General features: G+C 56.9%; 19 protein-coding genes, 1 tRNA gene and 1 pseudogene. 6 read left to right on the top strand and 15 right to left on the bottom strand.

Annotation, left to right across the window (positions count from 1 at the left end; all coding sequences use genetic code 11):
- Positions 1-130 precede the first annotated feature (130 nt).
- From ACCQ15_RS08400 to ACCQ15_RS08390, 3 genes and pseudogenes are all read right to left on the bottom strand, one after another.
- A pseudogene (locus ACCQ15_RS08400) lies at positions 131-1,187 on the bottom strand (XVIPCD domain-containing protein); the annotation flags it as partial.
- Positions 1,188-2,213, bottom strand: coding sequence for an SMEK domain-containing protein (locus ACCQ15_RS08395; protein ID WP_039418239.1), 1,026 nt, complete (start codon positions 2,211-2,213; stop codon positions 1,188-1,190). It abuts the pseudogene before it with no gap.
- 200 nt (positions 2,214-2,413) lie between these two features.
- Positions 2,414-3,094 carry a thermonuclease family protein gene (locus ACCQ15_RS08390; RefSeq protein ID WP_039418238.1) on the bottom strand — a complete coding sequence of 227 codons (681 nt, stop codon included), beginning with the start codon at positions 3,092-3,094 and terminating at the stop codon, positions 2,414-2,416.
- Between the two features lie 190 nt (positions 3,095-3,284).
- On the opposite strand from ACCQ15_RS08390, the gene ACCQ15_RS08385 reads away from it, so the two are divergent.
- Positions 3,285-3,707 (top strand): hypothetical protein, encoded by a 423-nt coding sequence (locus ACCQ15_RS08385; protein ID WP_372381413.1) that lies wholly within the window; start codon positions 3,285-3,287, stop codon positions 3,705-3,707.
- A 241-nt stretch (positions 3,708-3,948) separates the two neighbouring features.
- Entirely contained in the window at positions 3,949-4,212 is a 264-nt protein-coding gene (locus ACCQ15_RS08380) for a hypothetical protein (protein ID WP_372381412.1), read from the top strand.
- Here the strand turns inward: ACCQ15_RS08380 and ACCQ15_RS08375 are convergent.
- Positions 4,209-5,296, bottom strand: a protein-coding gene (locus tag ACCQ15_RS08375) for an IS3-like element ISXac2 family transposase (RefSeq protein ID WP_089504397.1) whose coding sequence is annotated in 2 segments (ribosomal slippage) — positions 4,209-5,044 and positions 5,044-5,296 — 1,089 coding nt in all. Because the reading frame shifts where the segments join, the coding sequence is not laid out codon by codon here. The two genes, ACCQ15_RS08380 and ACCQ15_RS08375, sit on opposite strands and share 4 nt — an antisense overlap.
- Before the next feature lie 214 nt (positions 5,297-5,510).
- On the opposite strand from ACCQ15_RS08375, the gene ACCQ15_RS08370 reads away from it, so the two are divergent.
- A complete protein-coding gene (locus ACCQ15_RS08370) occupies positions 5,511-5,708 on the top strand; it encodes a hypothetical protein (RefSeq protein WP_372381411.1) in 198 nt (65 codons plus the stop codon).
- 120 nt (positions 5,709-5,828) lie between these two features.
- On the opposite strand, the gene ACCQ15_RS08365 is transcribed toward ACCQ15_RS08370, so the two are convergent.
- From ACCQ15_RS08365 to ACCQ15_RS08340, 6 genes are all read right to left on the bottom strand, one after another.
- Positions 5,829-6,896 carry an ankyrin repeat domain-containing protein gene (locus tag ACCQ15_RS08365; RefSeq protein WP_078562082.1) on the bottom strand — a complete coding sequence of 356 codons (1,068 nt, stop codon included), beginning with the start codon at positions 6,894-6,896 and terminating at the stop codon, positions 5,829-5,831.
- Between the two features lie 93 nt (positions 6,897-6,989).
- Positions 6,990-7,223, bottom strand: a complete 234-nt coding sequence (locus ACCQ15_RS08360; RefSeq protein WP_014089890.1) for a hypothetical protein — start codon at positions 7,221-7,223, stop codon at positions 6,990-6,992.
- A gap of 170 nt (positions 7,224-7,393) precedes the next feature.
- Positions 7,394-8,044: a hypothetical protein gene (locus ACCQ15_RS08355; RefSeq protein ID WP_014089889.1), complete on the bottom strand. Its 651-nt coding sequence runs from the start codon at positions 8,042-8,044 to the stop codon at positions 7,394-7,396.
- A 105-nt stretch (positions 8,045-8,149) separates the two neighbouring features.
- Positions 8,150-8,506, bottom strand: a complete 357-nt coding sequence (locus tag ACCQ15_RS08350; RefSeq protein ID WP_016851262.1) for an ankyrin repeat domain-containing protein — start codon at positions 8,504-8,506, stop codon at positions 8,150-8,152.
- A gap of 9 nt (positions 8,507-8,515) precedes the next feature.
- Positions 8,516-12,754, bottom strand: a complete 4,239-nt coding sequence (locus ACCQ15_RS08345) for an RHS repeat-associated core domain-containing protein (RefSeq protein WP_234703035.1) — start codon at positions 12,752-12,754, stop codon at positions 8,516-8,518.
- Between the two features lie 633 nt (positions 12,755-13,387).
- Positions 13,388-13,864 carry a JAB domain-containing protein gene (locus ACCQ15_RS08340; RefSeq protein ID WP_041469569.1) on the bottom strand — a complete coding sequence of 159 codons (477 nt, stop codon included), beginning with the start codon at positions 13,862-13,864 and terminating at the stop codon, positions 13,388-13,390.
- A gap of 402 nt (positions 13,865-14,266) precedes the next feature.
- Between ACCQ15_RS08340 and ACCQ15_RS08335 the strand changes: the two genes are divergently transcribed.
- Complete coding sequence (locus ACCQ15_RS08335) at positions 14,267-15,229, top strand: chymotrypsin family serine protease (protein WP_139370570.1); 963 nt, start codon at positions 14,267-14,269, stop codon at positions 15,227-15,229.
- Positions 15,230-15,238: 9 nt separating this feature from the next.
- Positions 15,239-15,484 carry a hypothetical protein gene (locus ACCQ15_RS08330; RefSeq protein ID WP_014089883.1) on the top strand — a complete coding sequence of 82 codons (246 nt, stop codon included), beginning with the start codon at positions 15,239-15,241 and terminating at the stop codon, positions 15,482-15,484.
- 165 nt (positions 15,485-15,649) lie between these two features.
- Here ACCQ15_RS08330 and ACCQ15_RS08325 read toward each other — a convergent pair whose 3' ends face one another.
- The 4 genes from ACCQ15_RS08325 to ACCQ15_RS08310 all read right to left on the bottom strand — a co-directional run bounded on the left by ACCQ15_RS08325 (position 15,650) and on the right by ACCQ15_RS08310 (position 19,249).
- Positions 15,650-16,045 carry an H-NS histone family protein gene (locus tag ACCQ15_RS08325; RefSeq protein WP_014089881.1) on the bottom strand — a complete coding sequence of 132 codons (396 nt, stop codon included), beginning with the start codon at positions 16,043-16,045 and terminating at the stop codon, positions 15,650-15,652.
- A 160-nt stretch (positions 16,046-16,205) separates the two neighbouring features.
- Positions 16,206-17,687, bottom strand: a complete 1,482-nt coding sequence (locus tag ACCQ15_RS08320; protein ID WP_014089879.1) for a site-specific integrase — start codon at positions 17,685-17,687, stop codon at positions 16,206-16,208.
- Positions 17,688-17,774: 87 nt separating this feature from the next.
- Positions 17,775-17,864, bottom strand: a tRNA-Ser gene (locus ACCQ15_RS08315).
- 368 nt (positions 17,865-18,232) lie between these two features.
- The gene (locus ACCQ15_RS08310; protein WP_003485786.1) at positions 18,233-19,249 is read right to left on the bottom strand and encodes a LysR family transcriptional regulator; all 1,017 of its coding nucleotides are present in this window, start codon (positions 19,247-19,249) and stop codon (positions 18,233-18,235) included.
- Between the two features lie 100 nt (positions 19,250-19,349).
- On the opposite strand from ACCQ15_RS08310, the gene ACCQ15_RS08305 reads away from it, so the two are divergent.
- On the top strand, positions 19,350-19,934 hold the full coding sequence (locus tag ACCQ15_RS08305; protein WP_011347050.1) for an FMN-dependent NADH-azoreductase: 585 nt from the start codon (positions 19,350-19,352) through the stop codon (positions 19,932-19,934).
- A gap of 321 nt (positions 19,935-20,255) precedes the next feature.
- On the opposite strand, the gene serS is transcribed toward ACCQ15_RS08305, so the two are convergent.
- Positions 20,256-21,536 carry a serine--tRNA ligase gene (gene serS, locus ACCQ15_RS08300; protein ID WP_008574929.1) on the bottom strand — a complete coding sequence of 427 codons (1,281 nt, stop codon included), beginning with the start codon at positions 21,534-21,536 and terminating at the stop codon, positions 20,256-20,258.
- Positions 21,537-21,594 lie beyond the last annotated feature (58 nt).

Here is a 21,594-nt window from a genome sequence, read left to right as displayed (position 1 = left end):
TAAGGCTCACCAGGTGAGATTGCTCGACGCGCGCTCCGAACTCGATCAACTAGCCGAGCGGACGATCTGCAACCGTGGTATGCGCTGAGCGATCGGTAAGTGGAGGAAGCGCTGTGACCATCTCCCTACTTCATATCCCCCGAGTCGGCGCTGCCTGCTCTTGCGCTTGCTTCTGGGTCATCTCCACCTGCTGCTGGCGCACTTGGTCCTGCTTGATGACCTCTGCCTGCTGCAGATTCTGCTCCGCTGGCTGCTGGGCTGCTTCCCGTCCATCCACACGGGCATGGAAGAACGGGGATTTGTCGCCAAACGGCGCGTATACCGCCAGCACGTTCTCAGCCCCGTCCTTGCCCAGCGCACCGGTCACCCGGTCCACCCGCTTGATCAGAGGATCCTCTGCTTGCTGCTTGTAAAGCGCTGCTGAGACATTGCGGCTTTCTTCCGCGTTCCAGTTCCCGGTGCCTTTCACCCAGGAATGGATCGTCTGGTAGGTCGCATGGCCTGGGTGAGCGGGGTTGTCGGCTAGCAATGGACCAGATGGCGTTCTTTCCTGGGCCGGTTCGGCTTCGTGCTCTTTGCTACGGGGTGGCGCGGTCACCGAGACGGTGCCAAGCGTTGGCACATGCGCCATGGCGGGCTGACTGAGTTCAGCCTTGGCCTGACGCAACTCCTCAGGCGTGGTCAATGCGACCTGATGGGCCACGCCATCTTGCCCGACCTAGTGTGCACGATCGGGCTGTTGTAGCCGTATTGCCCCTGCTCGTTCGGCTTTAGCTGCTGCATCGTCGGGCCAGTGAGGCCTTCGGTCTCTTTCGTGCGCTGGGTGGCAAGTTTGACTGCCTCTAAGTTGTTGTCCTGAGCATTGAGGTCGACGCCTGCAGCGCGGTAGCGATGCAAAAGCTCGTTGCGCTCCATCTGCTCAGGAGTGGGTGCAGGACGAGCCTCAATGGCCGCCAAGGTCTCCTGCGCGCGTTCCAGCGAGGGCTGGCTCATCTGATTGGTGATTTCCAGCTCCACCGCCAGGTTGCCGGTGGCCCCCCGCCCTCTCCAAGCCACTGCCCGGCCTCATTGCGCTGGTAGGTATGACCATCGTGGCCTTGCACCCGGTCCTGCTTGGCACGAGCACTTTCCACGGCGGCAGGAACGCCGACCCCGTAGTCCTGCCCGCGCTGAGCACCAAGGCTCTCCTAAAATTGAGAGAGATCACCCGCACCTATTACGTTCCTGAGATTAAGGCCTTTTGCCTTTACAAAGCCTAGCAGCCCTATTGACAACGCGTCACTCTGGTGGGAAAGACGGACGCCAATCTCCGGTGCACGATCATAACCAGCGTCTACGCCCCTAATTTTGACAAAACCAGCGTGCTCAAGTATTCCCAGTTCATCGATCAAGTCCGACCCTCTGAATTCTCGCTTAACCTTTTCATAGAGCAGGTGGATCCACTTATCATCGAAGTATACCGAACCCTTCGACTCCCGCCGTTCAATTAGGGACACGAGGAATTCTCTCGAGACACGTGGGAGACGGGCAAGTTCCGCGCCCAAGATTTTCAGCCCACACTCTATCTCCGCGTGATCGACCTCCTGCACTGTGACTCGCCCCTCGGCAGCCGTGAACTCGACAAAGGCCGCGCCATTGCCTATCGCGGGCTCAATCCTCGGCTCCCACTGATCGTAACCATTGGTGGGGTAATCACCATTTTCGTCTGGTATCTCAAGTTCCACGCGCACTTTCGCGGAGTTCCTTCTAACCAAACGGTGCAAATCCGCGAGCCTGTCAATTTCCAGATCGATGGCCATGTGGGCAAGTGTGTCCATATCCCAAATATTGGCAACCTTAAATTTTACCGAATCTGCCAATCCCTTGTCCAAGGCGTAAGTGCTTTGTTTCCCACCAATAGAAAGCACAAAAAAATCTGTATATATCGACTTCATATCCTGGGTGAGCCCCAAAAGTGTGGAGTTCACCTTGCTCGCGTTTGCAGCGGAACTAATTTGGACCGCCAACTTTTTATTGCGATCCCCCAAATCGAGAGCGGGCGCATTTGGGATATCCTTATTCAGATTTTCGAAATTAGCCCCCAATAAACAGTTGAGAACGTCCCTAAAATAGTTTTCACAGAACTTTGACAGGTCGGTAAGGCCAAGCTTATTGCGCACCTTAACCTGAGCAGCAATTGAAGCGAACTCATCTACAATCTCGCCAATATACAATCCTCGACTAATCATGAATCAACGCCCCAGATAGATTGCACACAAAGTTGCCGCAGCTGGCTATCAAAGCTGCAACTCCATAAAAACGCAGGAAGCGCTACTTTGTCCTATACAGACATTACGGCAATCGTCTGCAACTTGGGAAGACAAAGTGGGCGAGTGTTCCGCCCCTCTCACCGACGACTGCCGCGCCAAAGGCATCAGCGCTTTGCCGGCTGCCAGCCTGCCCGTGCGGCCTCCTCCGAGCTGCAGAACATGCGCTCGCCACGGCTCAGATCAATGCTTGTGCGCTCATAGTCCCGCTGGCCAGGCGCGTGGTAGATCTTCTTGCCCTGCCGGGAGATGTTGCCTTTGATGCGACATCCGCTGGACACCGGCGGCGTGGCTACCTGAGCCTGGTGAGTCGCCTGCTCGCGCTTACCGCGCCGGTAGTCGGCGGGCATCTGGAAGGGCCCCTGCCAGAGGTTGCGCCGATGCTGCTTCGCATTGGCTTCGTCGGCGATGAACGCTTTTGCGTATTGCCGATACGCCACCGCCCAACCCGAGTGCACCATCCAGCGGTTGACGGATTGCCCCTGGACGAGGCACTCCGCGACTACCCGGCCATAGCGATCCGTGTCCTTGGGTTGGCAACTAACGGTCTTGTCCAACAGATAGCCATCCAGCGCGGCGGCGGACCGTCGACCACAGGGCCAAGAATGCCCATCCTTGGTGCTGCACTGCTGCGTGCTCTCGGGGGCGTCAATGCCCCATAGGCGGATCCGCTTTTTCGCTACGGTGAGCGTGTCGCCATCTGTGACGGTCGCACGCCCAACCAGTTCTGCGGCTGCCACTGGCGATGTGGCGAGCACAAAAACCAAAAACACCAAAGCTCTGAACACCTACACCACTTCCTTTCGAGACTGCCCTGGACTTGGTGCCAGGTTGCAAAAGATCGTGCACTTTAGCGGGAAGGGACCAAGAGAGGGAGGGCTATGTTCACAGCATTCAAGTTCATCGCATCTGGTGCGCATCTCAGCCTTGAATTGCAAAGCTGTGGGACACTCAGGCCATCTTCGGAGCCGCCCAGCCATGCAAATCGAACAACGAAAAGCTGCCCTGACCTTTTGGATGAGAGTGGAAGCACTTGCAGCACTGATGGCCCTATCACTTGCCGGGTGCACGGCAGGTGGCCCAGTCGCAAGCCGCCCCATTGAAGGCCCTGTGCGGTTGGGAGAGATCGCGGCGGTTGATGGTCCCAGGGTGCGTGCTGATCGCGTTATCGAAGACAGCCGTTGCCCGGCAGACGTTCAATGCATCCAGGCCGGCCGGCTGGTGGTTAGGGCGACCGTGCTTGGCGGCGGCTGGTCCAAGGAGATGGACCTCACGCTGGGCACCCCGGTCTTAGTTGCCGATGGCATGTTGACGCTGACAGATGCTACGCCCGCGCCGATCAGTGGGGAGAATGTCGCATCCGCCGCTCGCTTCACCTTCAAGTTTCAGGGCGGCCGTTAAGTCTCACCTCGGATACGCGCCCTAGGTGGGCCGAACTCGTAATTGCTCGGCTGGATTTCGGCAAGCACCTCCATCCCAAGGCCACAGATCAGTTCGCAATCTATGGGGTAGTGCACCTGCCCAGGCACGGTTAGCATGCAGACGTCGTCCACGATGGCCAAGGAGCCACCTGCCCAACCGCGACCCCATCCACGAACAACACGCTCCGCATGGACCACGCCATCTTCCAAGGATTTGCGCTATGGCCAAAAAAGGCAGTGAGGACGTCTCCTCGCCGGCGGAGACGAAAAAGCAGCTCAAGAAGCAAATCGACACCAAACAGCTGGAGAAAGAACTCGCAGCCCCGTCACCCGGCAGGCTCACAGGCGCTACTACCACGGTTGGCCGGGTCACCCAGGCACTAGAGGCCGGCGTGGACGTGACCAACTCGGTGGTCGAACTGAAGAACACCGTGATGAACCTGGGTAACCCCCCCACTTCTAGCGGTCGCCAGAAGTGGAGCTAAGCGGCCATCGCCAACTTCATGGCAGGCGTGATGCCGCCGAGCGCCATATTCGGGCGCTCGTGGTTGTACGTCCATAGCCAGCGGGTGGCTTTGTCCTGCACCTGGTCGATGGTGTCGAACAGGGTGCGGGCGAGCCAGGCGTAGCGGATGGTGCGGTTGTAGCGTTCAACGTAGGCGTTCTGCTGTGGCTTGCCCGGCTGGATGTGCTCGACCCGGATGCCAAGCCGCTGTGCCCAGGACAGCAACGCGCCACTGATGTATTCAGGGCCGTTGTCGCAGCGGATCACGGCGGGCTTGCCGCGCCACTCGATGATCTGCTCCAGCGATCGGATCACCCGGGCTGACGGCAGCGACAGATCCACCTCGATCCCCAGCCCCTCGCGATTGAAGTCGTCGAGCACATTGAACAGCCGGAAGCTGCGGCCGTCGGCCAACTGGTCGTGCATGAAGTCCATCGACCAGACCTGGTTGATGGCCTCCGGCACCGCCAGAGGCTCGGGCCGCTCACGCACCAGCCGCTTCTTCGGCTTGATCCGCAGGTTCAACTCCAGCTCGCGGTAGATCCGGTAGACCCGCTTGTGATTCCAGCCAAAGCCCTTCACGTTGCGCAGGTACAGGTAGCACAGGCCAAAGCCCCAGTCGCGATGGGCGGTCGTCAGGCGGACCAGCCAGTCGGCGATCCGGGCGTTCTGCTCGCTGGCCTTGGCCTGGTAGCGGAAGCAGGTCTGGCTCACCGCGAAGGTCTGGCAGGCGTGGCGGATGTTCGTGCGCCCGCTCGTGACTGCCGATTGGGCCATCTCGCGTCGCTGAGATGGCCTCACCATTTTTTTGCGAGCGCTTCCTTCAGCAGGTCGGTACTGAGCTGCGCCTCGGCGTACATCTTCTTGAGCCGGCGGTTCTCCTCCTCCAACTCCTTCATGCGTGCGACCATGGACACGTCCATGCCGCCGAACTTGCTACGCCACTTGTAGAACGTGGCCGAGCTGATGCCGTGCTCGCGGCACAGCTCCGGCACGGGCGCACCGGCCTGGGCCTGCTTGAGCACGGCGATGATCTGGCTGTCGGTAAAGCGGGACTTCTTCATGGAACCTCCTCGGGAAAGGGTACGAGAAAATTCCACTTCTGGCGTCTGCTAATGGGCGGGGGGATTACCCCTGTACAGCGCGTTCGAAGGAGCCGCCGAGTTTTGCGATCGGCACAGGACGCTTGAGCTGCTAGTCGTCAACGGCACCCAACAGCGCCTGATCTGGGAAGAGAGCTTCTTCGACTCGGTCACAACGTTCGCCGGCCCAACCCCGATGAATATCATGCCGATCGCAGAACAGTCGCTCACCGGCGCATCGCTCTGGGCTGTCGCAAACAGCAAGAAGTCGATTTTGACGGGCGTGTCGGGCGCGGGCAAGTGGCGCATCGGCCGCAGACACACACGCTTCGAGGCAATTCCTAACACTGCAGCCGACCAAGCAAGCAGGAGCACGCGCTTGCTCCATGTCTAAATCAGCCGGCTCCAAAACCCAAAGCGCCAAAGCCTTCCTTCCTTTTGCACCGGCTTGTTCGAGGGCGCTTTGCATCGCACCTCACAAAGCGCCAGCATCGCAAGTGACTCTCTGATCTAACTAAAATCGGGCGCTACGAGATGTGCTCCGTATCACCGGCTCTGACGCACCATTTTGCGCAACTCTCTTGCGCTCGTTGCCTTGAAGCTCCCGGTGTTGCTTCGCTGCATCAACTCTTGCAATCGCCTCGTCAAGCTTGGCTTCAACCTCTTCATCTGCGATCAGGTCGCGCACATGATCTAAATTCACTCGGCGAACCAACACATCCGCCACTTCATCGTGCCCGTTTCGAAGTGCTGCAACGAGGCCGTCCTCTGGATAGCAGGCTTTATTCGCAAACTCCAAAATCGACTTGACGATTGATGCATTGCCATTGCTTGACGCAGTGATCATTGCTTCCTGGCCAAAGTCACGTGGCGCATGGCCTGTTCTAACGATTGCCCAAAGCAGTGTCCGAACCAGTTGTTCATGACCTTGGGCAGCAGCGACGTTGAGACCCAACGAAAAGGTGTCCTCCGGATCCGGAAGACCAGCTTCGATCAAGAACTCAACGACGTCGACATGGTTGTTCTCGACCGCCGCCGCAAAGCCGTGTTGAGCACATTGAATTTTGGATGAAAACGGCAACAGATGCTTGACCACTTCCAAGTGGCCTTCCCGACAAGCGACGATCAGCGCTCGACTGTCCCTCGCCTTGGCGTCTGAGCATAGAAGCAGCTGAAAAACGACATTAGCATGGCCATGGAGCGCAGCTTCATACAGCGCCTGTGAGTCGCCTTGCAGCGGATTGCATCCTTTGAGCAGTCGTTTGACGCACTCCGTGTGCCCGTGCCTGGCAGCAAGCACCAATGCCTCGTCGTTTTCTGCGTCGCAAAACGCCATGAGCTGCTCAACTGCCCGCGCTGAACCCGCCTTGGCGGCGACATCAAGCGGATAGACCGCAAACGACTTTGACAGCAGTGGCGCCAGCTGATCAACCAAGCTTTCTTTGCCGCTCTTGATCGCCACCTCAATGGCGTAGCGTGCCGCAGCATCGATGTCACCCTGAGCCTGACAAAGCGACTGCACATATGTCTCGCTTCCCTGCTTCACTGCTTGTCTAATATTTCTTCTAATTGATTGGTCCATTTCGTCTCCTTTCCATTCAACTTAAGGCCGAAACGCCTTTCGTCAAGATCGCAGCGTGACAGCATCAGTCGATTGGACAAGCCGAGAAGGGACTTACAGATCGTCGATGTCAGGAACATGGTCCTCGTAGTCACACGCAATGAGCATGCCGGTTTCATCTTCGATGCGATGGATTTCGGGTGCACTAAACCATTCTTCGAAATCGAAGTCACTGTTCGCAATCGTGTCGACATCGCACTGAGCAAGCGCCTCCTGCGGCGAGCTTGCTTCAACTGTCATGTAGTGGGCGACTTGGACCGTCGCATTGATCTCGATGGTGTATTTCATCTTGCTCTCCGCGCTTGACGACTTGCCAAGCTTCGGAACGCAATCTATGCATCGCAGGCACGTCGCTACAGGACGAAATCGCCACGATCGCTGAACATCCATTCATCCGTCGCCGATAACGCCAGCGCCCGGATGCACCAGGCAGCCAATACGTGGGGTGGGCCGCCGCGCTAAACGGGCTTCGTGTCTTCGTCTAACTCTTGGTGATCCAGCCACGCCATCTTGGCATCATGGACCGCCATCAGATGCAACCGATAGGCGTTTCGCCAACGCCTCTTCTCAGGGTTTGATTGCCAAGGCAGCGCCAAGGCTTGATCGATGGTCAGGGCCAAGATCGTTGCGCCTTGCTGAAAAGCTTCTTCAATCACACTCATGTCGAGCCCCGTGATGCCCGCATGTGAGATCACGCTCTTGATCTTGCCAGCCGATTCACGGATCACAATGAATGGAATGCCCTTCCCCGTTCGACCGAATTTGCCCGAGATCGGATCTTGGATCTTCTCCCGGGCTTTGGTGACTTGCGCATACCACGTCAAGAGGTCCACTTTGGGGATAGATCTCGGCGTGCTCTTGCTGATCAAAAACGGATTGCCGTGTTCTCGTTTGAGCTTGTCGAACTGACGCCTTGGGATGCTGAGGTAAAACTCCGCCATGGCTTGGGTGAAGCGCGTCGTGCTCGGTGAGCGATCAAGTCGTTGCTTCAGGCCATCGAAATCCTGGCTGGTGATGATGGCCTCGCGCTCATCGCGCTTTGCGATGACTTCAAGCGCAGCCCGCAAAAATCCGTCTTCGAAGCTTTCCGCCTTGCTGATATTTGTCATAGTCACCTAGACCAGCCACGCTGTTTTTTAAGATTAGCTAGCACCAACTTATAGCCGAATATTGCAACCCTCCGGCTATATTTATTCGTCCACCACAGATCAAAACTAAGTATTCAATACTTCAACCAACTCTTTTTCGCCCAATACCACCGCAAGGCCCTTCGGAGTCATGCCCGCATCATTGACTGCCTCTTTGTTAGCGCCCCTTTCTAACAACCACTTTACGGCCACAACTATACCCTGCTCAACTGCGTTGTGAAGTGGCGTATAGCCATGCTCGCCAGCGCTATTGACGTCTGCACCAAGGGAGACGAGGACTTCCATCTCTGGAATACTCCCTCTGGTTGCAGCGATGTTTATGGGCCTATCCCCGAATAAGCTGACTTGATTAACATCAAGCAGCCTTATACCGACATACTCAGGCAGTTGACTATACTCTTCAAATAATTCGCTAACTAACATAAGTCCTCATCAACACTCGTCTTTGCAATAAATCCGGACATCCATTTCTTGGTTCAGAATAGCTTTACGCGTGTTGCTTATTTCTATCATGTGGCCAGGGTCTTGGTCACCAAACCATTTCTTACTGTATGCCTCTCTTAGTTGCAGGCACTGCCTTAGGCGAGCTAGGTTTGCTTTTGCGTCCAGGCACTTATCGCCGGAAGGAGGAATAGGCGATTTACATACACGACTGTACTCCTTTCGCTCCGTAGCTTGCGCAGCCTTATCCGAAACACCTGAGGCAGAATCGTTTGCAACAGATGCCTGAGGATGAGTTAGATCATACAAGTCAGTTCCTGGACTGCTTCCTCCGGACAAATACTCATAGCCCGCATTGAAGCCCGCACCAATGGCTGCACCGCCGAGCGCTGCCCACACGAGTGGATGGGGAGGCGGAAGCCCGGGCAGCGGAATTGGCATTGGCACTGCAATTTGCCCGGATGGGTCCGTCATTTGAATTGGTGACGATCCAACATAGGCATATGAGTTCATTCCCCCAGCAAGACCAATAGGGTCGCTCTGTGCATAACGCCCAGTGGCAGCGTCATAGTCACGGAAGTAGTTCTGATTTAGCCCACTGGCTGCATCGTAGCGTTGCCCTGGGAAGCGCATATCAAAGACGAATGCTGCACCATCGCCATCCGGGTCTTGATCGGGTGCGGTGTTACCGAATGCTTCGCCTTTCAGACTCCAATTCCAAACCGCCACATCGCGCACCGGGTCGATCACAACACGCGGGCTTCCCAAGTGATCGGGCTCGATGTAATGCAACTTCGTCGCATCAGTCAGAAGACCAACCGGCAAGTCGTCCAACCAAATTGCCTGCTGCCTTGCAATGCCGTTGGTATCGTAGTCGCCTAGCCAATGACCTGATTCATCGTAGAGCGTGTAGGTGTTGGTAGCTCCCAAGAACCGGCGAACCTGCTCACCTCGGCCGTTGTAGCGATAGTTCATCGTCACCGCGCCAGCGCGGCGGGCCTGGGTCATGCGACCCGTGGTGTCATAGGTGTATTGCCTGGCAGTGCCGCCGATGGCCGTAGCATTACCTGCGGCATCGTAAGTGCGTGTGACGCCTGCCACTGCACTCAAGCGATGGCTCGTCGCCGGATAAATATAGACCTGGGTAGCCGTGCCCACCTTTGCGGTCAGTCGGTTGCCGGTGGCATCGTAGGTATAGCCGTCGATCAGCGTTCCAGTGCCGCCATCTTTAAGGGCAGTTAGACGGCCCAGCGCGTCATAGCCCAGGCCGATCTCTGGCGTTGCGTTCCCAGCCGGTGTCAGCACGGTGAGATTGCCAGCTGGATCGAAGCCGAAGCCTACTTCTAGTCCGCCAGGGCGCGTGTCCTGAATCGCTTGCGGGCGGTAGTCAAGATCGTAGCGGCGTTCAAGCACACGGCCATTGCCGTAGGTCCAGTTTGCCGCTGGCCCAAAAGGATAGTAGCTCGCATTGCTAAGCAGCACTTGGCGGCTTCCGCCAAGTGGGGTGACACCAAGCTCGATGGTCAAACCTTGTGCATTGCGAACATAGTCAACCACCGTGGCATCTGGGTAGGTCATGCGTCGCAGCTGCCCACCGATGGTGTAGTCGTAACGCAACACCAAAGCTTTGCCATTACTGGTCTGCACCTTCCGCACCAAGTCACCGAAGCGGTTGTAGCAATATTGGGTGATCGCACCGCCATCTTGCATTTTGGACAAGCGACCAATGCCGAACGTCTCACCGCTCGCACAAACGGGCTGTATTGCGTCGTAGGTGTAAGTGACGTTGAGGCTGCTGGTTGGATAGCTGATCTTGGTTATGCGATTAAGCGCATCGTAACTGTATGCACTGGTGTTGCCTCGCGCATCGGTCTGAGTAGCCCGGTTACCTGCGCTGTCGTAGGTATAGGCAGTCACCCCAGTGTCTGGACTGGTGAGCTTCACCAAATCGCCGAAGCCGTTGTATTCGTATTTGGTGTCCAAGCCCTTGGGGTCAGTGACCTTAGTCAGGTTGTCCAAGGCATCATGCTCAAACTTGGTTTCCGCCTTGATACCAGCGATGTCTTGCAATGTGCGAGACAAGCGGTTGAGGGGATCAAAGTTGTTCTGAGTAGCGACGCCCAGCGCATCAATCACCGCATTAGCATTGCCGCTGGCGTCATACCCCAGATCTGTCGGATCACCCGCCGCCGTTGCTTGTGTTTTCAGCTGACCCAACTCGTTGTAGATCCGCGAAAGCGTCCGCTTGAGCGCACCTGAGGCGTCCTTCGTATCTTCCTTGATCCGCTTTCCGACATTGTCCAATGTGTAATGGACTGTATTGCCAGCGCTGTCCGTGATGTCAGTCAGTCGATGTGCCGCATCGTAAGTGAATGAAGTGAACCTACCATCCGGCTGAGTGACTTGCTTAGCCAAGCCAGTGGGCCAATAGTCGATGAGAGTAATACGATCGTCAGCTTCGCTCGACGCATCAGTGCCGCGCATCTTGATGGCACTGAGCCATCCACGCGGGTTGTAGGTGTAATCGGTGATGACGCCGTTGGCATCCTTAGTCGACAACGCGTGACCAGCACCGTCATAAGCAAGATATTCAGTGCCACGCCCAAGGCTATCGGTGATCTTCCACAGATCGCCCTTGCGGTAGGAGCAGACAGCAGGCACAAGTTCACAGCCGGGGTCGTCGCTGATGTAGTAGCTGTAAGTCGTGCTGTCTGCGATATCTTTGCGCGGGCCAATACTGGACAGCAGCAAGCCAGCCAAAGGACATGCGCCTGCCGCGACATCCGCATCTTCGCAATAGCGATGTGTCGTGATCCGAGCTGCACCGCTAGTGGGATCGATTTGCGCCGAGGTCAGAGTCTGGCCTCTGGCGTTATAGGACCACTCCTGTCTCTGGACCAGTTTGCCCTGTTCGGTCAGCGTGTAAGCAAGCGGCAAACCAGAGTTGAGATCAACCTCGTAATTTGAGGATCGCAACACAGCCCCGCTATCAGCTGAGCCCTCGGACTTCCTGATCAAGATGCCATTAGAATCATAATCGTAGTCATATAAATAACTACCCGCGCGTGAGACTTTGTCCAAGTTCCCTGCGCTGTCATAGGAATAGGTCTCTACCTGCTGAACGCAGTTTGTGCAATCTGCCGTAAGAGTGGTGACTTTCTTCTGTCCATTGACAGAACTAAACCCTCGTGTCTCGGAACTGCCTGATGCTGTCTGGACGTGACTACCGCCGCCGTCACCATAAGCAACAGAAAAGCGGTTTACGCCACCGGCATGCTGGGTTGCAACGGCTCTCCCTTTCTGATCGTAGAAGTAGGTCGCAAATCTGTCCCCATTCTCGTCAAATATTCCAGTCAGAGCGCCCGGAAGATCTGCGCCATCTGTGTAGTCTCGGGCGTTGTATTCATACCTCCGAGAACCGACCGAACGCGTGACCGAACTTAAGAAAGAAGAGCCGTCGTAAGCATAGGCAGCACCGTTTCCAGCAGAATCCGAGATGCCAGCGACCATCCCACTGATGTCATACTGAAACGACAGCCACCTTCCCTCGTCATTCTTGACTTGAGAAATTCTTTTCCCAAGCTGCTCGGCCCCTGGGAAGGCATAGCTAATTCCTATGCGCTGCCCACCTCTTTGCAAAATCTCGGTCAAACGTCCAAATGCATCATACTTCTCAATCTCGACCTTCTTAGCCGAGTTGTATTCCCAACCTATCGTTGCTCCTGAGGAGTCAACGACTGCCGTCAGTGAGCTTGATATTCCGGTATTTGGCACCCACTGGCTGCCTAACAGCGAAAACACTTCAACTCCGCCAGTTGGTCGGTAGACCTCGACTTTTGATACACCATCGACAGTCTTCAACACCACGCTGCGGCTATACGTATGTGTCCAAAAAGCGCCCAAGTCGCTGTTTGCCGAACCTGCCCGATCACTGTTGTAATAACGCACAAACTTAGGCAGACCAGCATCGTTCCAATCTGTCTCTACCTGGTATTTATTCCCGGTGCCGACATTGATCGGGTTGCCGCAGCTGAGACTGGGCGATTGACAGGAAGGCGGGCCCTGGCTTAAAGCAGGCTCGTAATCAGTCTCGTCCTGTGCAAATAGAGCAAGGTAAAAGCACCCGTCCGGATTTGACCATTGGGAGCAATAACCCGCAACCTTATCCCCCTCCATATACTCTTTGAAATAAGCCCCTGCTTGGGGAATTCGCTGCTGATGATAGTCCACGGCTTTCCTAGCAAGCGCAGCTGCAATTGCGCGAGTGCATTTCGTGGGTCTACCGCTGCAAGCATCTCCCGGATAGGGCGGAAATGTGCGCGCCCTGTAAAATGACAACCACCAACAGCTATCACCATAATTTTTCCAGCGAACGCACAAGGATGCGAACTCGTCACCAGGCGGGGCTGGCAGATCAACCAAATACGGCTGAATACTTGGAGGATAGTTCTGAGGATCACTAAAATATTTCAGCCAACCATCGGCGACCGCGCTGGCACGTGCAAACGAACAATCATCGGTTCTGCTAGCACAATGCGCATCTGGGCCATCTGCTTGCGCAGCGTGATTGAAGGCAAAAAAACCAAGGCATATAAGTAGCAAATTTAAACTTATACGCTTTACGTCAACACGCAACCGCTGCGAAGTAGATTCCATTCCGCCCTCAAATATTTATTTCGCCAACCCACTTTCGACGTGAGCTACGGCGATTCACAGGTCGTACAGCTTAGCACTTGGGCCTGGCGGCAGGAAGCGCTGTCATTGCTCGCTAAGCACGCGGGCCATTGCCGGAACGGAGGCAAGGTAGGGCCCTGATCTGGGGTGCGCCGGCTGTAGGCCGGTGCTGTCAGCCTACACAAGGGGCTATACAACCCCTTCCGCCAGGCTGGTGTGCTGACACCCACCGATGACCATGTGGTCCAGCACCCGGATGTCGAGGAGACTCAATGCCTGCTGCAGGCGCGCGGTGACCTTGCGGTCAGCTTCGCTTGGCTCCGGATTGCCGCTTGGGTGGTTGTGGAAAAGGATGACGGCAGCGGCGTTCAAATCCAGGGCGCGCTTGGCGACTACTCGGGGATGAGTATCGCAGCCGTCGATGGTGCCGAAGAAGAGATGTTCGGTTGCCAGGATCTGGTGTTTGATGTCCAGAAAGACGACCCCGAAGACTTCGTGCGGCAGATGAGCGCAGCGGGCAATGAGGTAGTCGCCAGCTTGCTCGGGGCTGTGGATGCGGCCTTGGCGTTGAAGGCGTTGTTCCAAGATGGTGGCTGCTGCGAGCAAGATGCCCTCTTCGTCCATCTGGAGTTGGTATTGAGCCTTGATGTCTTTGGTGCGCTTCATCGGTTCTTCTCCACCAGCGCGTTGTGCGCCTCGTGGGAACCGACAGGCGGAGCGTCCGGCTCGACCGCACCCGGGAGTGAGCACCGTGCAAGCGGCGCACAGCGAAGGGCCGCAACAAAGCGCCAGCGTCGAGAAGGAGGCCTGTCCTTGCGGTCGGGACAGCAAAGCTAAGGTCCCTTTTTCAGAGGCCCCGCGCTGGTGGATAGCAGTGATGCGCAACTCCCATGCCTGTGGTTGAAGCGCTAAGAGGGCTGCGTGCTGCTCGCATGCCATTGCCCTCGCTGCTCGCTCTTGAACAATGCGTGTGTTAAGACGTTCTTGGTAGACCTTCAATCTGCAGATGCTCAACGCTGTCAAAGAGCATTAGACCTCGACAACCCTGTTTTATTCATTGGAATCAATATGAAACTAGAGAGTGCCATCGAACTAAGAGACGAACTTATTTCTCAGTTTAAGCTTGAACCAAAGCTCACTCGTTCACCATCCACGGGCTTGGGCTTCCGCACTCGACGCCAGGTAGCGCCCCCTAGGATCGCAATAGGAATCTCACCAACAGATGTGCAGGAAGATGACTATTTAATAGCTGTTCGCGATCAACAACAGGACGCCAGTGCAAGAGAAATAATCGATCAGATTACTTCACGCTGTCGGGGTGAGGTTGATTATCGGCAGATGAGTATCCTTAGCCCACGAAGCGCCAACTTGGGTTTGATAAGACCCCTGGTCATTGGGGCGAGCATATCAAATGAGAATGTGACTTCAGGAACCATTGGCCTATTCGTCAAGCGTCCAAACAGCTCGAAGCGTTACCTGCTGTCCAACTCACACGTTTTAGTGGACGACAGATCTAGTTCTAGTCTTGTCATACAGCCTGGATCAAGTGAAAAAGTTCCTGGAAAAAACCGAGTTGCGACCCTTGCAGATTGGATTTCCGTTACCGTGGGCTCGGTTAACTATATTGACGCGGCGATTGCAGAGATTGATCCGTCGATCAAAGATAACGGCAACATCCTAGCCTCGGGCCAGCCAATTCAAGGCTTGGCGGAAGTTCAAGGCCCTGGCATTCATGTATCAAAGAATGGCCGAACTACTGGCTTAACACACGGCTTAACCCGAGGATTCGGCCTGGGCAATATTTCAGTAGAGTGGGATAATGGCGTAGCAAGCTTTAGCGATGTTTTCGAATCTTATTCTGCTAATGGCAATTTCTCAGCAGGCGGGGATAGTGGCTCACTCATCTATGACAAGCAAAACAGAGGAGTAGGACTGTTATTTGCGGGCGGTGAAGAATTGAATACAGGGCTCGATATCACTTATGCGATCCCCTTGACAACCGTGCTCAAGGCACTAAACGTAGTGATTTAGGAAATCACCATGATTAGCAATATCCTTAACGACCAAATCAAGCGAGTTGAGCAGCTGAAAGATATCGCCCAATCAGAAATTTCCAGATTGGCGCGCATTAATGGCGTTGGAATAACCTGGCATAATGAGAAAAACTGCCATGCACTTCAAATCAATCTATTGGATAATATTGCTGCAGAGCTACCGAGAGAATTTAGAGGAGTTCCGATTATTTATCACATCATGGGTCCGATCACACTTCGTCGCAGTGAATAGCCGAACCACCCAATTACAAATCAAACAACGCAACGTCTAGGCGATGCTGCGAGCAACCAATTGGTCGTAGCCTAGCGATTTTCTAAGCCGATACATGAAATTATATAGAAGCAAGCAAGGAGTGCCCAAGTTTTCGGGCATCCCTTGCTCTGGCATTTGCAAAACTCAACCTGGGAAAGCCGGGAACTTCTCATCCGGATGCTTGGCTTTCCATTCCTTGTAAGACGCACTGCCCTGCCAAATGGTGAAGGCCTTAGGCGGGCGACCACGCCCTGACCATGTCTCTTGGTTGTGGGGCAGCCAATACTTGGGCACCACTTCTTTCCTTGTGGAAGCAGCTTTCTTCGGCTTATCTATCCCAAGGCCCAGCAGAGCCGCAATCTCGGACTTCTGCTTTGCACTGAAATGCTCGGTGTATTGGTCGAGAAGCTTGACGATCTCCGAATAAGCTTCAGATGATTGCTGCTGGCGTAGCTGAGCTTCCTGCTCTTCCAACTTCCGAATTTCTTCTGCCAATTTCTCTTTAGCAGCGGCAAGGGCACTCAAAGACGCGGTTGTCATTCAGGACTATTCCAATCGGTTGATTAGCAAATCATTCGGGAGAAATTTATCGCAGCAAAGCTGTGTCTGGTCAAGTCAGCAAGCTCAACCCTTTGGCTTTAGTAGCATGTTTTCGCAACAGCCTAAGGAACTGGCCGAATAGGCCTAAACGATACAGCTTTCATGCCCCGTCTGCCCTCAGGCATTTGCGAAGAAGCTCGACCTTCAAGCCGTATTGCAACGACTTCAAGCCAGGAGAGTGCTTGCTCAAGCCGTTGAGCTTTTCTGCGACGGTGAAATCACGGCTATACGTCGCGTGGTGCTCGTCGTCCAATTCATGACCCACAATTTGCGCACGCAACTCCGAAGGACACCCAGCCCCTTGCAACTCCTGGATCACCGACTTACGAAGTGAATGGAAGCCGCGCTTGGCCTTCGGCCACTCTTTTCCGATCTCGGCAAGATGGCGACTGAACGCCTTGGTGATCCAATTGCCTGCTCCATTCTTGGCGTCTGCCCTCGCTTGGGGGAACAGTCGCTTGTGTCCAGCCGCCTTACAGGTATCGACCCACTCCATAAAACCTACGGCCAAAAGATCCGGATGCAGCGGCACCGTGCGCAAACTCACTTCGGTCTTGACCTTCTGGTGTTCACCTTCATCCGAAATCCGGATGCACGGAATCTTGCCCTCTTTGAACACATCAGCCACCAACAGCTGCCCGACTTCTGATGCTCGCGCGCCTGTATAGAGACCAATCAAGGCTGCCCATCGGGCATTAGCCGAGAGTCGTTCGAAGTTGACTGGCGAGAAGATCGTTTTGATTTGCTCACGGTCATAGGCTTTGAACCCAAGCTTGCGCCTGGCACGCTTCTCTCGCACGGAGTAGCTCACATGCCCGGATGCCGGATTGTCGCCTTTGGGGTAGTAGCCAGAGGCAATCGCCCAATCAAAGAAACCGCCCTTCCCGCCCACATAGCTTTGCTTGTTTGTGAGTGTTGGTGTCGAAGCACCCTTCTCCCGCATGTGCTGATACCAGCGAGCCAAATCAGGCCGCGTGATCGTGTGGAGCTTGGTCTTTGCCCCCAAAAAAGCGACCAGCGAATCAACAGCCGCCATCTTGATCGTGTAGGTCTTGGGGAGGGTGCGACTCTTGATGGTTGCCAACCAAGCCTCGCGCGCCTTCGACAAAACAATGACCTCGGCCACCTGCGGCAGAGAAGCTTTCGGTTGAACGGTATGACCAGGGTCAAGAGCGCCGATGGCGGCGACTTCTGCCGCATTGGCCCATGTCTGACTCTTGCGGAAGAGCCGAAGATCTTCGTCGTTGTCGATCTGCCAGCGCTCACTGATCGTGCCATCCGGTGCTTGCGTGCGATGCAAGGTGAGCTCACGAAGCGAAGCTCCATGGCCTAGGCGCTCGACCAAGGCTTCCATGTCTTTCTTACCCAGCTTATCCACACGTCGATCCCTCAACACGTCGAAGGCTTGAGCATAGCCTGCGGCAAGCAGCAATGCGCGCAGACGCGCACTTGCAAGCTCGCTGGTGTGGAGGGTTCGCTTGATGACCTTTTGGTCGAGCACACATTGCAGATCGACAGGCACGCGCTGACGAAAAGCCCAGTGACCCGTTGGAGAGCGAGTGAGGTGATGAGGGATACGCATCGGGGAGATGTGTCCCGATTTGTGTCCTGCCGAAGACCTTCATCAAACTAGAAATAATTGTTAAAAATCAACAACTTAGATCCAACTTGGCGGAGAGAGTGGGATTCGAACCCACGGAAGGTTTGACCCTTCGCCGGTTTTCAAGACCGGTGCCTTAAACCGCTCGGCCATCTCTCCGATGCTGCTGCGCGTGACCGCCGAAGGCGCCGGATGTCACGCGGGCAACCCGCCTTGCGCGGGTGGCCCTGTCTGTGGCCGCACGAACATCTGTGCGGCCGTTCTCCCAGGATCGCTCCCGGGCGCGCATTCTCGCATGCCCGGGCGCGTTTTGCTCAATGACACCAACGCCGTCAGCTGGCGCAGCGTGCCGCTCCCTTGATGGTACTCGGCCACTACCCCGCATGGTCGGCGAAGATGCCTGAGCACACAGGCAACCTGCCGAACATCTGCAGCGCACTGGCTGCGCAGCAGCTAGCGAACTGCCAACGTACGTGCCGGCCAGCCTCGACCGCCAACCCAGCCTTGGCCAGCTTTGTCACGGACGCTCAGCCCGCCTCGGCCACCACCAGGCGCGGCGCCGTGCCTGCGGCACGCTTGAGCTTTTCAGCCAACTCAGCGCAATTGCCGCCGCAATCCAGGCGCGAGCGTTCGATTTCCTGCGGCAGGTGTTCGGCCAGGAAGTCGATGAACACCCGCACCGCCGGCAGCAGGCCGCGACGCGAGGCGAACACGGCATGGCAGATGCCCTGCGGCAGCGACCAGTGCGGCAGCACCACTTCCAGCTCGCCGCTGCGCACCGCTTCGGCGCACACGGTTTCCGGCAGCATGGTGATGCCGAAGCCGTCGCGCGCCATCGATTGCAGCAGCGGGAAGTCGAAGCCGGCCAGGCGTGGCTGCAGATCGACGCGGCGCATTTCGCCGTTCGGGCCGTGCAGCTCCCAGCGCTGATGCGCTTCGTCTTCGCTGGTGCTCATGGTGGTGTGGTTGGCCAGCTCGCTGGGGTCCTTGGGGCGACCGGCGCGATCCAGGTATTTGGGGCTGGCAACCAGCAGTTCCTGCACCTGGCCGAAGCTGCGCATCACCAGGCTGCCGTCGTCGTCCAGGCGCGAGCGCACGCGCAGCGCAATGTCGTAGCCCTCGTTGATGACATCGACGCGGCGATTGCTGATATTGAGCTGCAGCCGCACCTTGGGATACTTGGCCAAAAATTCCGGCAACAACTTGGGCAACTGGATCTGCGCAAGCGAAACAGGAACGCTCACACGTACAAGACCGCGCGGCTCGGCGCTGAGACGATCCACCACCTCGCGCGCGGCCTGGGCTTCGGCAAGCATGGTTTGCGCGTGCCGGTGCACGCTGGTGCCGACGTCGGTCACCGCGAAACGGCGCGTGGAGCGCTGCAACAGGCGCACACCCAGGTCGGTCTCGAGTTGGCTGATGCGCCGGCTCAGGCGCGATTTGGGGATGCCAAGCGCACGCTCGGCAGCGGCAAAGCCGCCGTGATCCACCACCATCGCAAAGTAATACAGGTCATTCAGGTCGTGCATGGCGCAGGTATCCATGAATAGAACGATACGTGATATTTAACCACCTTTATTCCAACAGAGCAACGACCTAGGCTGCACACCTCCGCGGCGCTGCCGCTTGCCACAGGTCATCGTCATGAAACTGCTGCACCTCGATTCCAGCGCGCTAGGCGCCAATTCCGTCACGCGCGTGCTCAGCGCCGCCGTCGTGGAGCAGCAGCGCCGGCGCCATCCCGAGGTGGACGTGTCGTATCGCGACCTCGACCGCGACCCGATTCCGCATCTGACCGCGCAGACGCTGGCGCAGACCGACCCGGCAGAGGCCGCGGCCGCCGAAGCGGTGATGCAGCAGTTCCTGCAGGCCGATGTCATCGTGATTGGCGCACCGATGTACAACTTCGCCATCCCCTCCACGCTCAAGGCCTGGATCGATCGCATTGCAGTTGCCGGGCGCACCTTCCAGTACACCGCCAATGGTCCGGAAGGCCTGGCCGGCGGCAAGCGCGTCATCATCGCCAGCGCGCGTGGTGGCTTGTATGCCGATCCGACGAACGATTTTCAGGAGCCGTATCTGCGCCAGGTGTTGGGCTTCCTGGGCATCGACGACATCAGCTTCGTGCGCGCAGAGGGTGTGGCGTATTCGCCGCAGCATCGCGCCGATGCGCTGGCCTCGGCGCTGGCCGGGCTGGGTGAGGAAGAAGAGGCTGCTGTGAGCGCGTAAGCCTGCGGCGTGACGGGTTGACGCGTTGAAAGGTCGTCATGACTGCGAGTTGCCATAGCGAAAAACGGGACCACCGCTGGTCCCGTTTTTTTGTGTCGATTTCCAATAGCAAAGAAGCTCGCGCTCAAACGCCCTCGCACCATGTGCGCCAGACATCGCAGACTCCATTCGACACTCGCATGTGTGGAAGCTGCCAAGCGTAGCGAGCACGCGTCTGACAAGTGTCGATCTAACCGGGCAACCGCAGCGCCCGAAGCGATATGCGCACCGAACGCCGCCCGCGTCGCCTGGTGATGAGCGCCGTCCTCCGGTTACCCGCACTCAGCCGATCCGCTCGAGCCCGCCCATGTACGGACGCAGCACCTGCGGCACATCGATCGAGCCATCGGCGTTCTGGTAGTTCTCCATCACCGCGATCATCGCGCGGCCCACGGCAGTGCCGGATCCGTTGAGCGTGTGCAGCAACTCCGGCTTGCCGCTGACCGGGTTGCGCCAGCGCGCCTGCATGCGCCGCGCCTGGAAATCGCCGCAATTGGAACAGGACGAAATTTCGCGATAGGTGTTCTGCGAAGGCAGCCATACCTCAAGATCGTAGGTCTTGATCGCGGAAAACCCCATGTCGCCGGTGCACAGCAGCACCTTGCGATACGGCAGGCCGAGTTGTTCCAGCACCACTTCGGCGCAGCGCGTCATGCGCTGATGCTCGGCATCACTGTCTTCCGGCGCGCAGGCGGTCACCAGCTCCACCTTTTCGAATTGGTGCTGGCGGATCATGCCGCGCGTATCGCGGCCACCACTGCCGGCTTCGGCGCGGAAACACATCGAATGCGCGGTCATGCGCAGTGGCAGACGCTCGGCGTCGATGATCTCATCGCGCACGATATTGGTCAGCGGCACTTCGGAGGTGGGGATCAGGTAACGGCGCGACTCGCCCACTTCGGTCTGGAACAAATCGTCTTCGAATTTCGGCAGCTGACCGGTGCCACGCATCGAATCGGCATTGACCAGCAGCGGCACGTTGGTTTCTTCATAGCCATGCTCGCCCACATGCAGGTCCAGCATGAACTGCGCCAAGGCACGGTGCAGACGCGCGACCGGGCCACGCAGCACGGTGAACCGCGCGCCCGACAATTTGGCTGCCGTCTCGCCATCCAGCCAACCGTGCGGCGCACCCAGTTCCACATGGTCCTTGACGGCGAAATCGAATTGACGCGGCGTGCCCCAGCGCGATTGCTCCACGTTCTCGCTTTCGTCCTTGCCAAGCGGCACATCCTCGGCCGGCAGGTTGGGCAGGCCAAGCGCGATACCCTCGAGCTTGGCGCGAATCGCATCCAGCGCCTCTTCGGACGCCTTGAGTTCATCGCCGAACCCGGCCACTTCGGCCATCAGCGCGGCCACATCTTCGCCCTTGGCCTTGGCCTGCCCGATCGCTTTGGATTTGGAATTGCGCTGACTCTGCAGTTCCTGCGTGCGCACCTGGATACGCTTGCGCTCGCTCTCCAGCAACTCCAGTTCCGCAATGTTCAAATCGAAGCTGCGCGTGCTTCGCAGGCGCTCGGCAAGGTCGGCGGGGTGTTGGCGAAGCAGGGCCGGATCTAGCATCGGAATAGGTGCGTCAGTGGAATAGCGCGAGATTATCGCCTGTTCCGGCACCTGCTGC

The sequence above is a fragment of the Xanthomonas sp. NCPPB 1754 genome, assembly GCF_041475725.2.
Classification (GTDB): Bacteria; Pseudomonadota; Gammaproteobacteria; order Xanthomonadales; family Xanthomonadaceae; genus Xanthomonas; species Xanthomonas euvesicatoria.
Note: the sequence above shows the minus strand (reverse complement) of the source record. Positions and strands in the feature narration are given on the sequence as shown.

Bases quoted from the DNA above. Each gene is read 5' to 3' on its own strand.
- ACCQ15_RS08335 (WP_139370570.1), top strand. From the start codon at position 14,267: ATGAAACTAGAGAGTGCCATCGAACTAAGAGACGAACTTATTTCTCAG.
- ACCQ15_RS08305 (WP_011347050.1), top strand. From the start codon at position 19,350: ATGAAACTGCTGCACCTCGATTCCAGCGCGCTAGGCGCCAATTCCGTC.
- ACCQ15_RS08330 (WP_014089883.1), top strand. From the start codon at position 15,239: ATGATTAGCAATATCCTTAACGACCAAATCAAGCGAGTTGAGCAGCTG.
- ACCQ15_RS08350 (WP_016851262.1), bottom strand. From the start codon at position 8,506: ATGTTAGTTAGCGAATTATTTGAAGAGTATAGTCAACTGCCTGAGTAT.
- ACCQ15_RS08360 (WP_014089890.1), bottom strand. From the start codon at position 7,223: ATGAAATACACCATCGAGATCAATGCGACGGTCCAAGTCGCCCACTAC.
- ACCQ15_RS08310 (WP_003485786.1), bottom strand. From the start codon at position 19,249: ATGGATACCTGCGCCATGCACGACCTGAATGACCTGTATTACTTTGCG.
- ACCQ15_RS08380 (WP_372381412.1), top strand. From the start codon at position 3,949: ATGGCCAAAAAAGGCAGTGAGGACGTCTCCTCGCCGGCGGAGACGAAA.
- ACCQ15_RS08340 (WP_041469569.1), bottom strand. From the start codon at position 13,864: ATGAAGCGCACCAAAGACATCAAGGCTCAATACCAACTCCAGATGGAC.
- ACCQ15_RS08385 (WP_372381413.1), top strand. From the start codon at position 3,285: ATGCAAATCGAACAACGAAAAGCTGCCCTGACCTTTTGGATGAGAGTG.
- ACCQ15_RS08355 (WP_014089889.1), bottom strand. From the start codon at position 8,044: ATGACAAATATCAGCAAGGCGGAAAGCTTCGAAGACGGATTTTTGCGG.
- serS (WP_008574929.1), bottom strand. From the start codon at position 21,536: ATGCTAGATCCGGCCCTGCTTCGCCAACACCCCGCCGACCTTGCCGAG.
- ACCQ15_RS08325 (WP_014089881.1), bottom strand. From the start codon at position 16,045: ATGACAACCGCGTCTTTGAGTGCCCTTGCCGCTGCTAAAGAGAAATTG.
- ACCQ15_RS08370 (WP_372381411.1), top strand. From the start codon at position 5,511: ATGAATATCATGCCGATCGCAGAACAGTCGCTCACCGGCGCATCGCTC.
- ACCQ15_RS08320 (WP_014089879.1), bottom strand. From the start codon at position 17,687: ATGCGTATCCCTCATCACCTCACTCGCTCTCCAACGGGTCACTGGGCT.
- ACCQ15_RS08365 (WP_078562082.1), bottom strand. From the start codon at position 6,896: ATGGACCAATCAATTAGAAGAAATATTAGACAAGCAGTGAAGCAGGGA.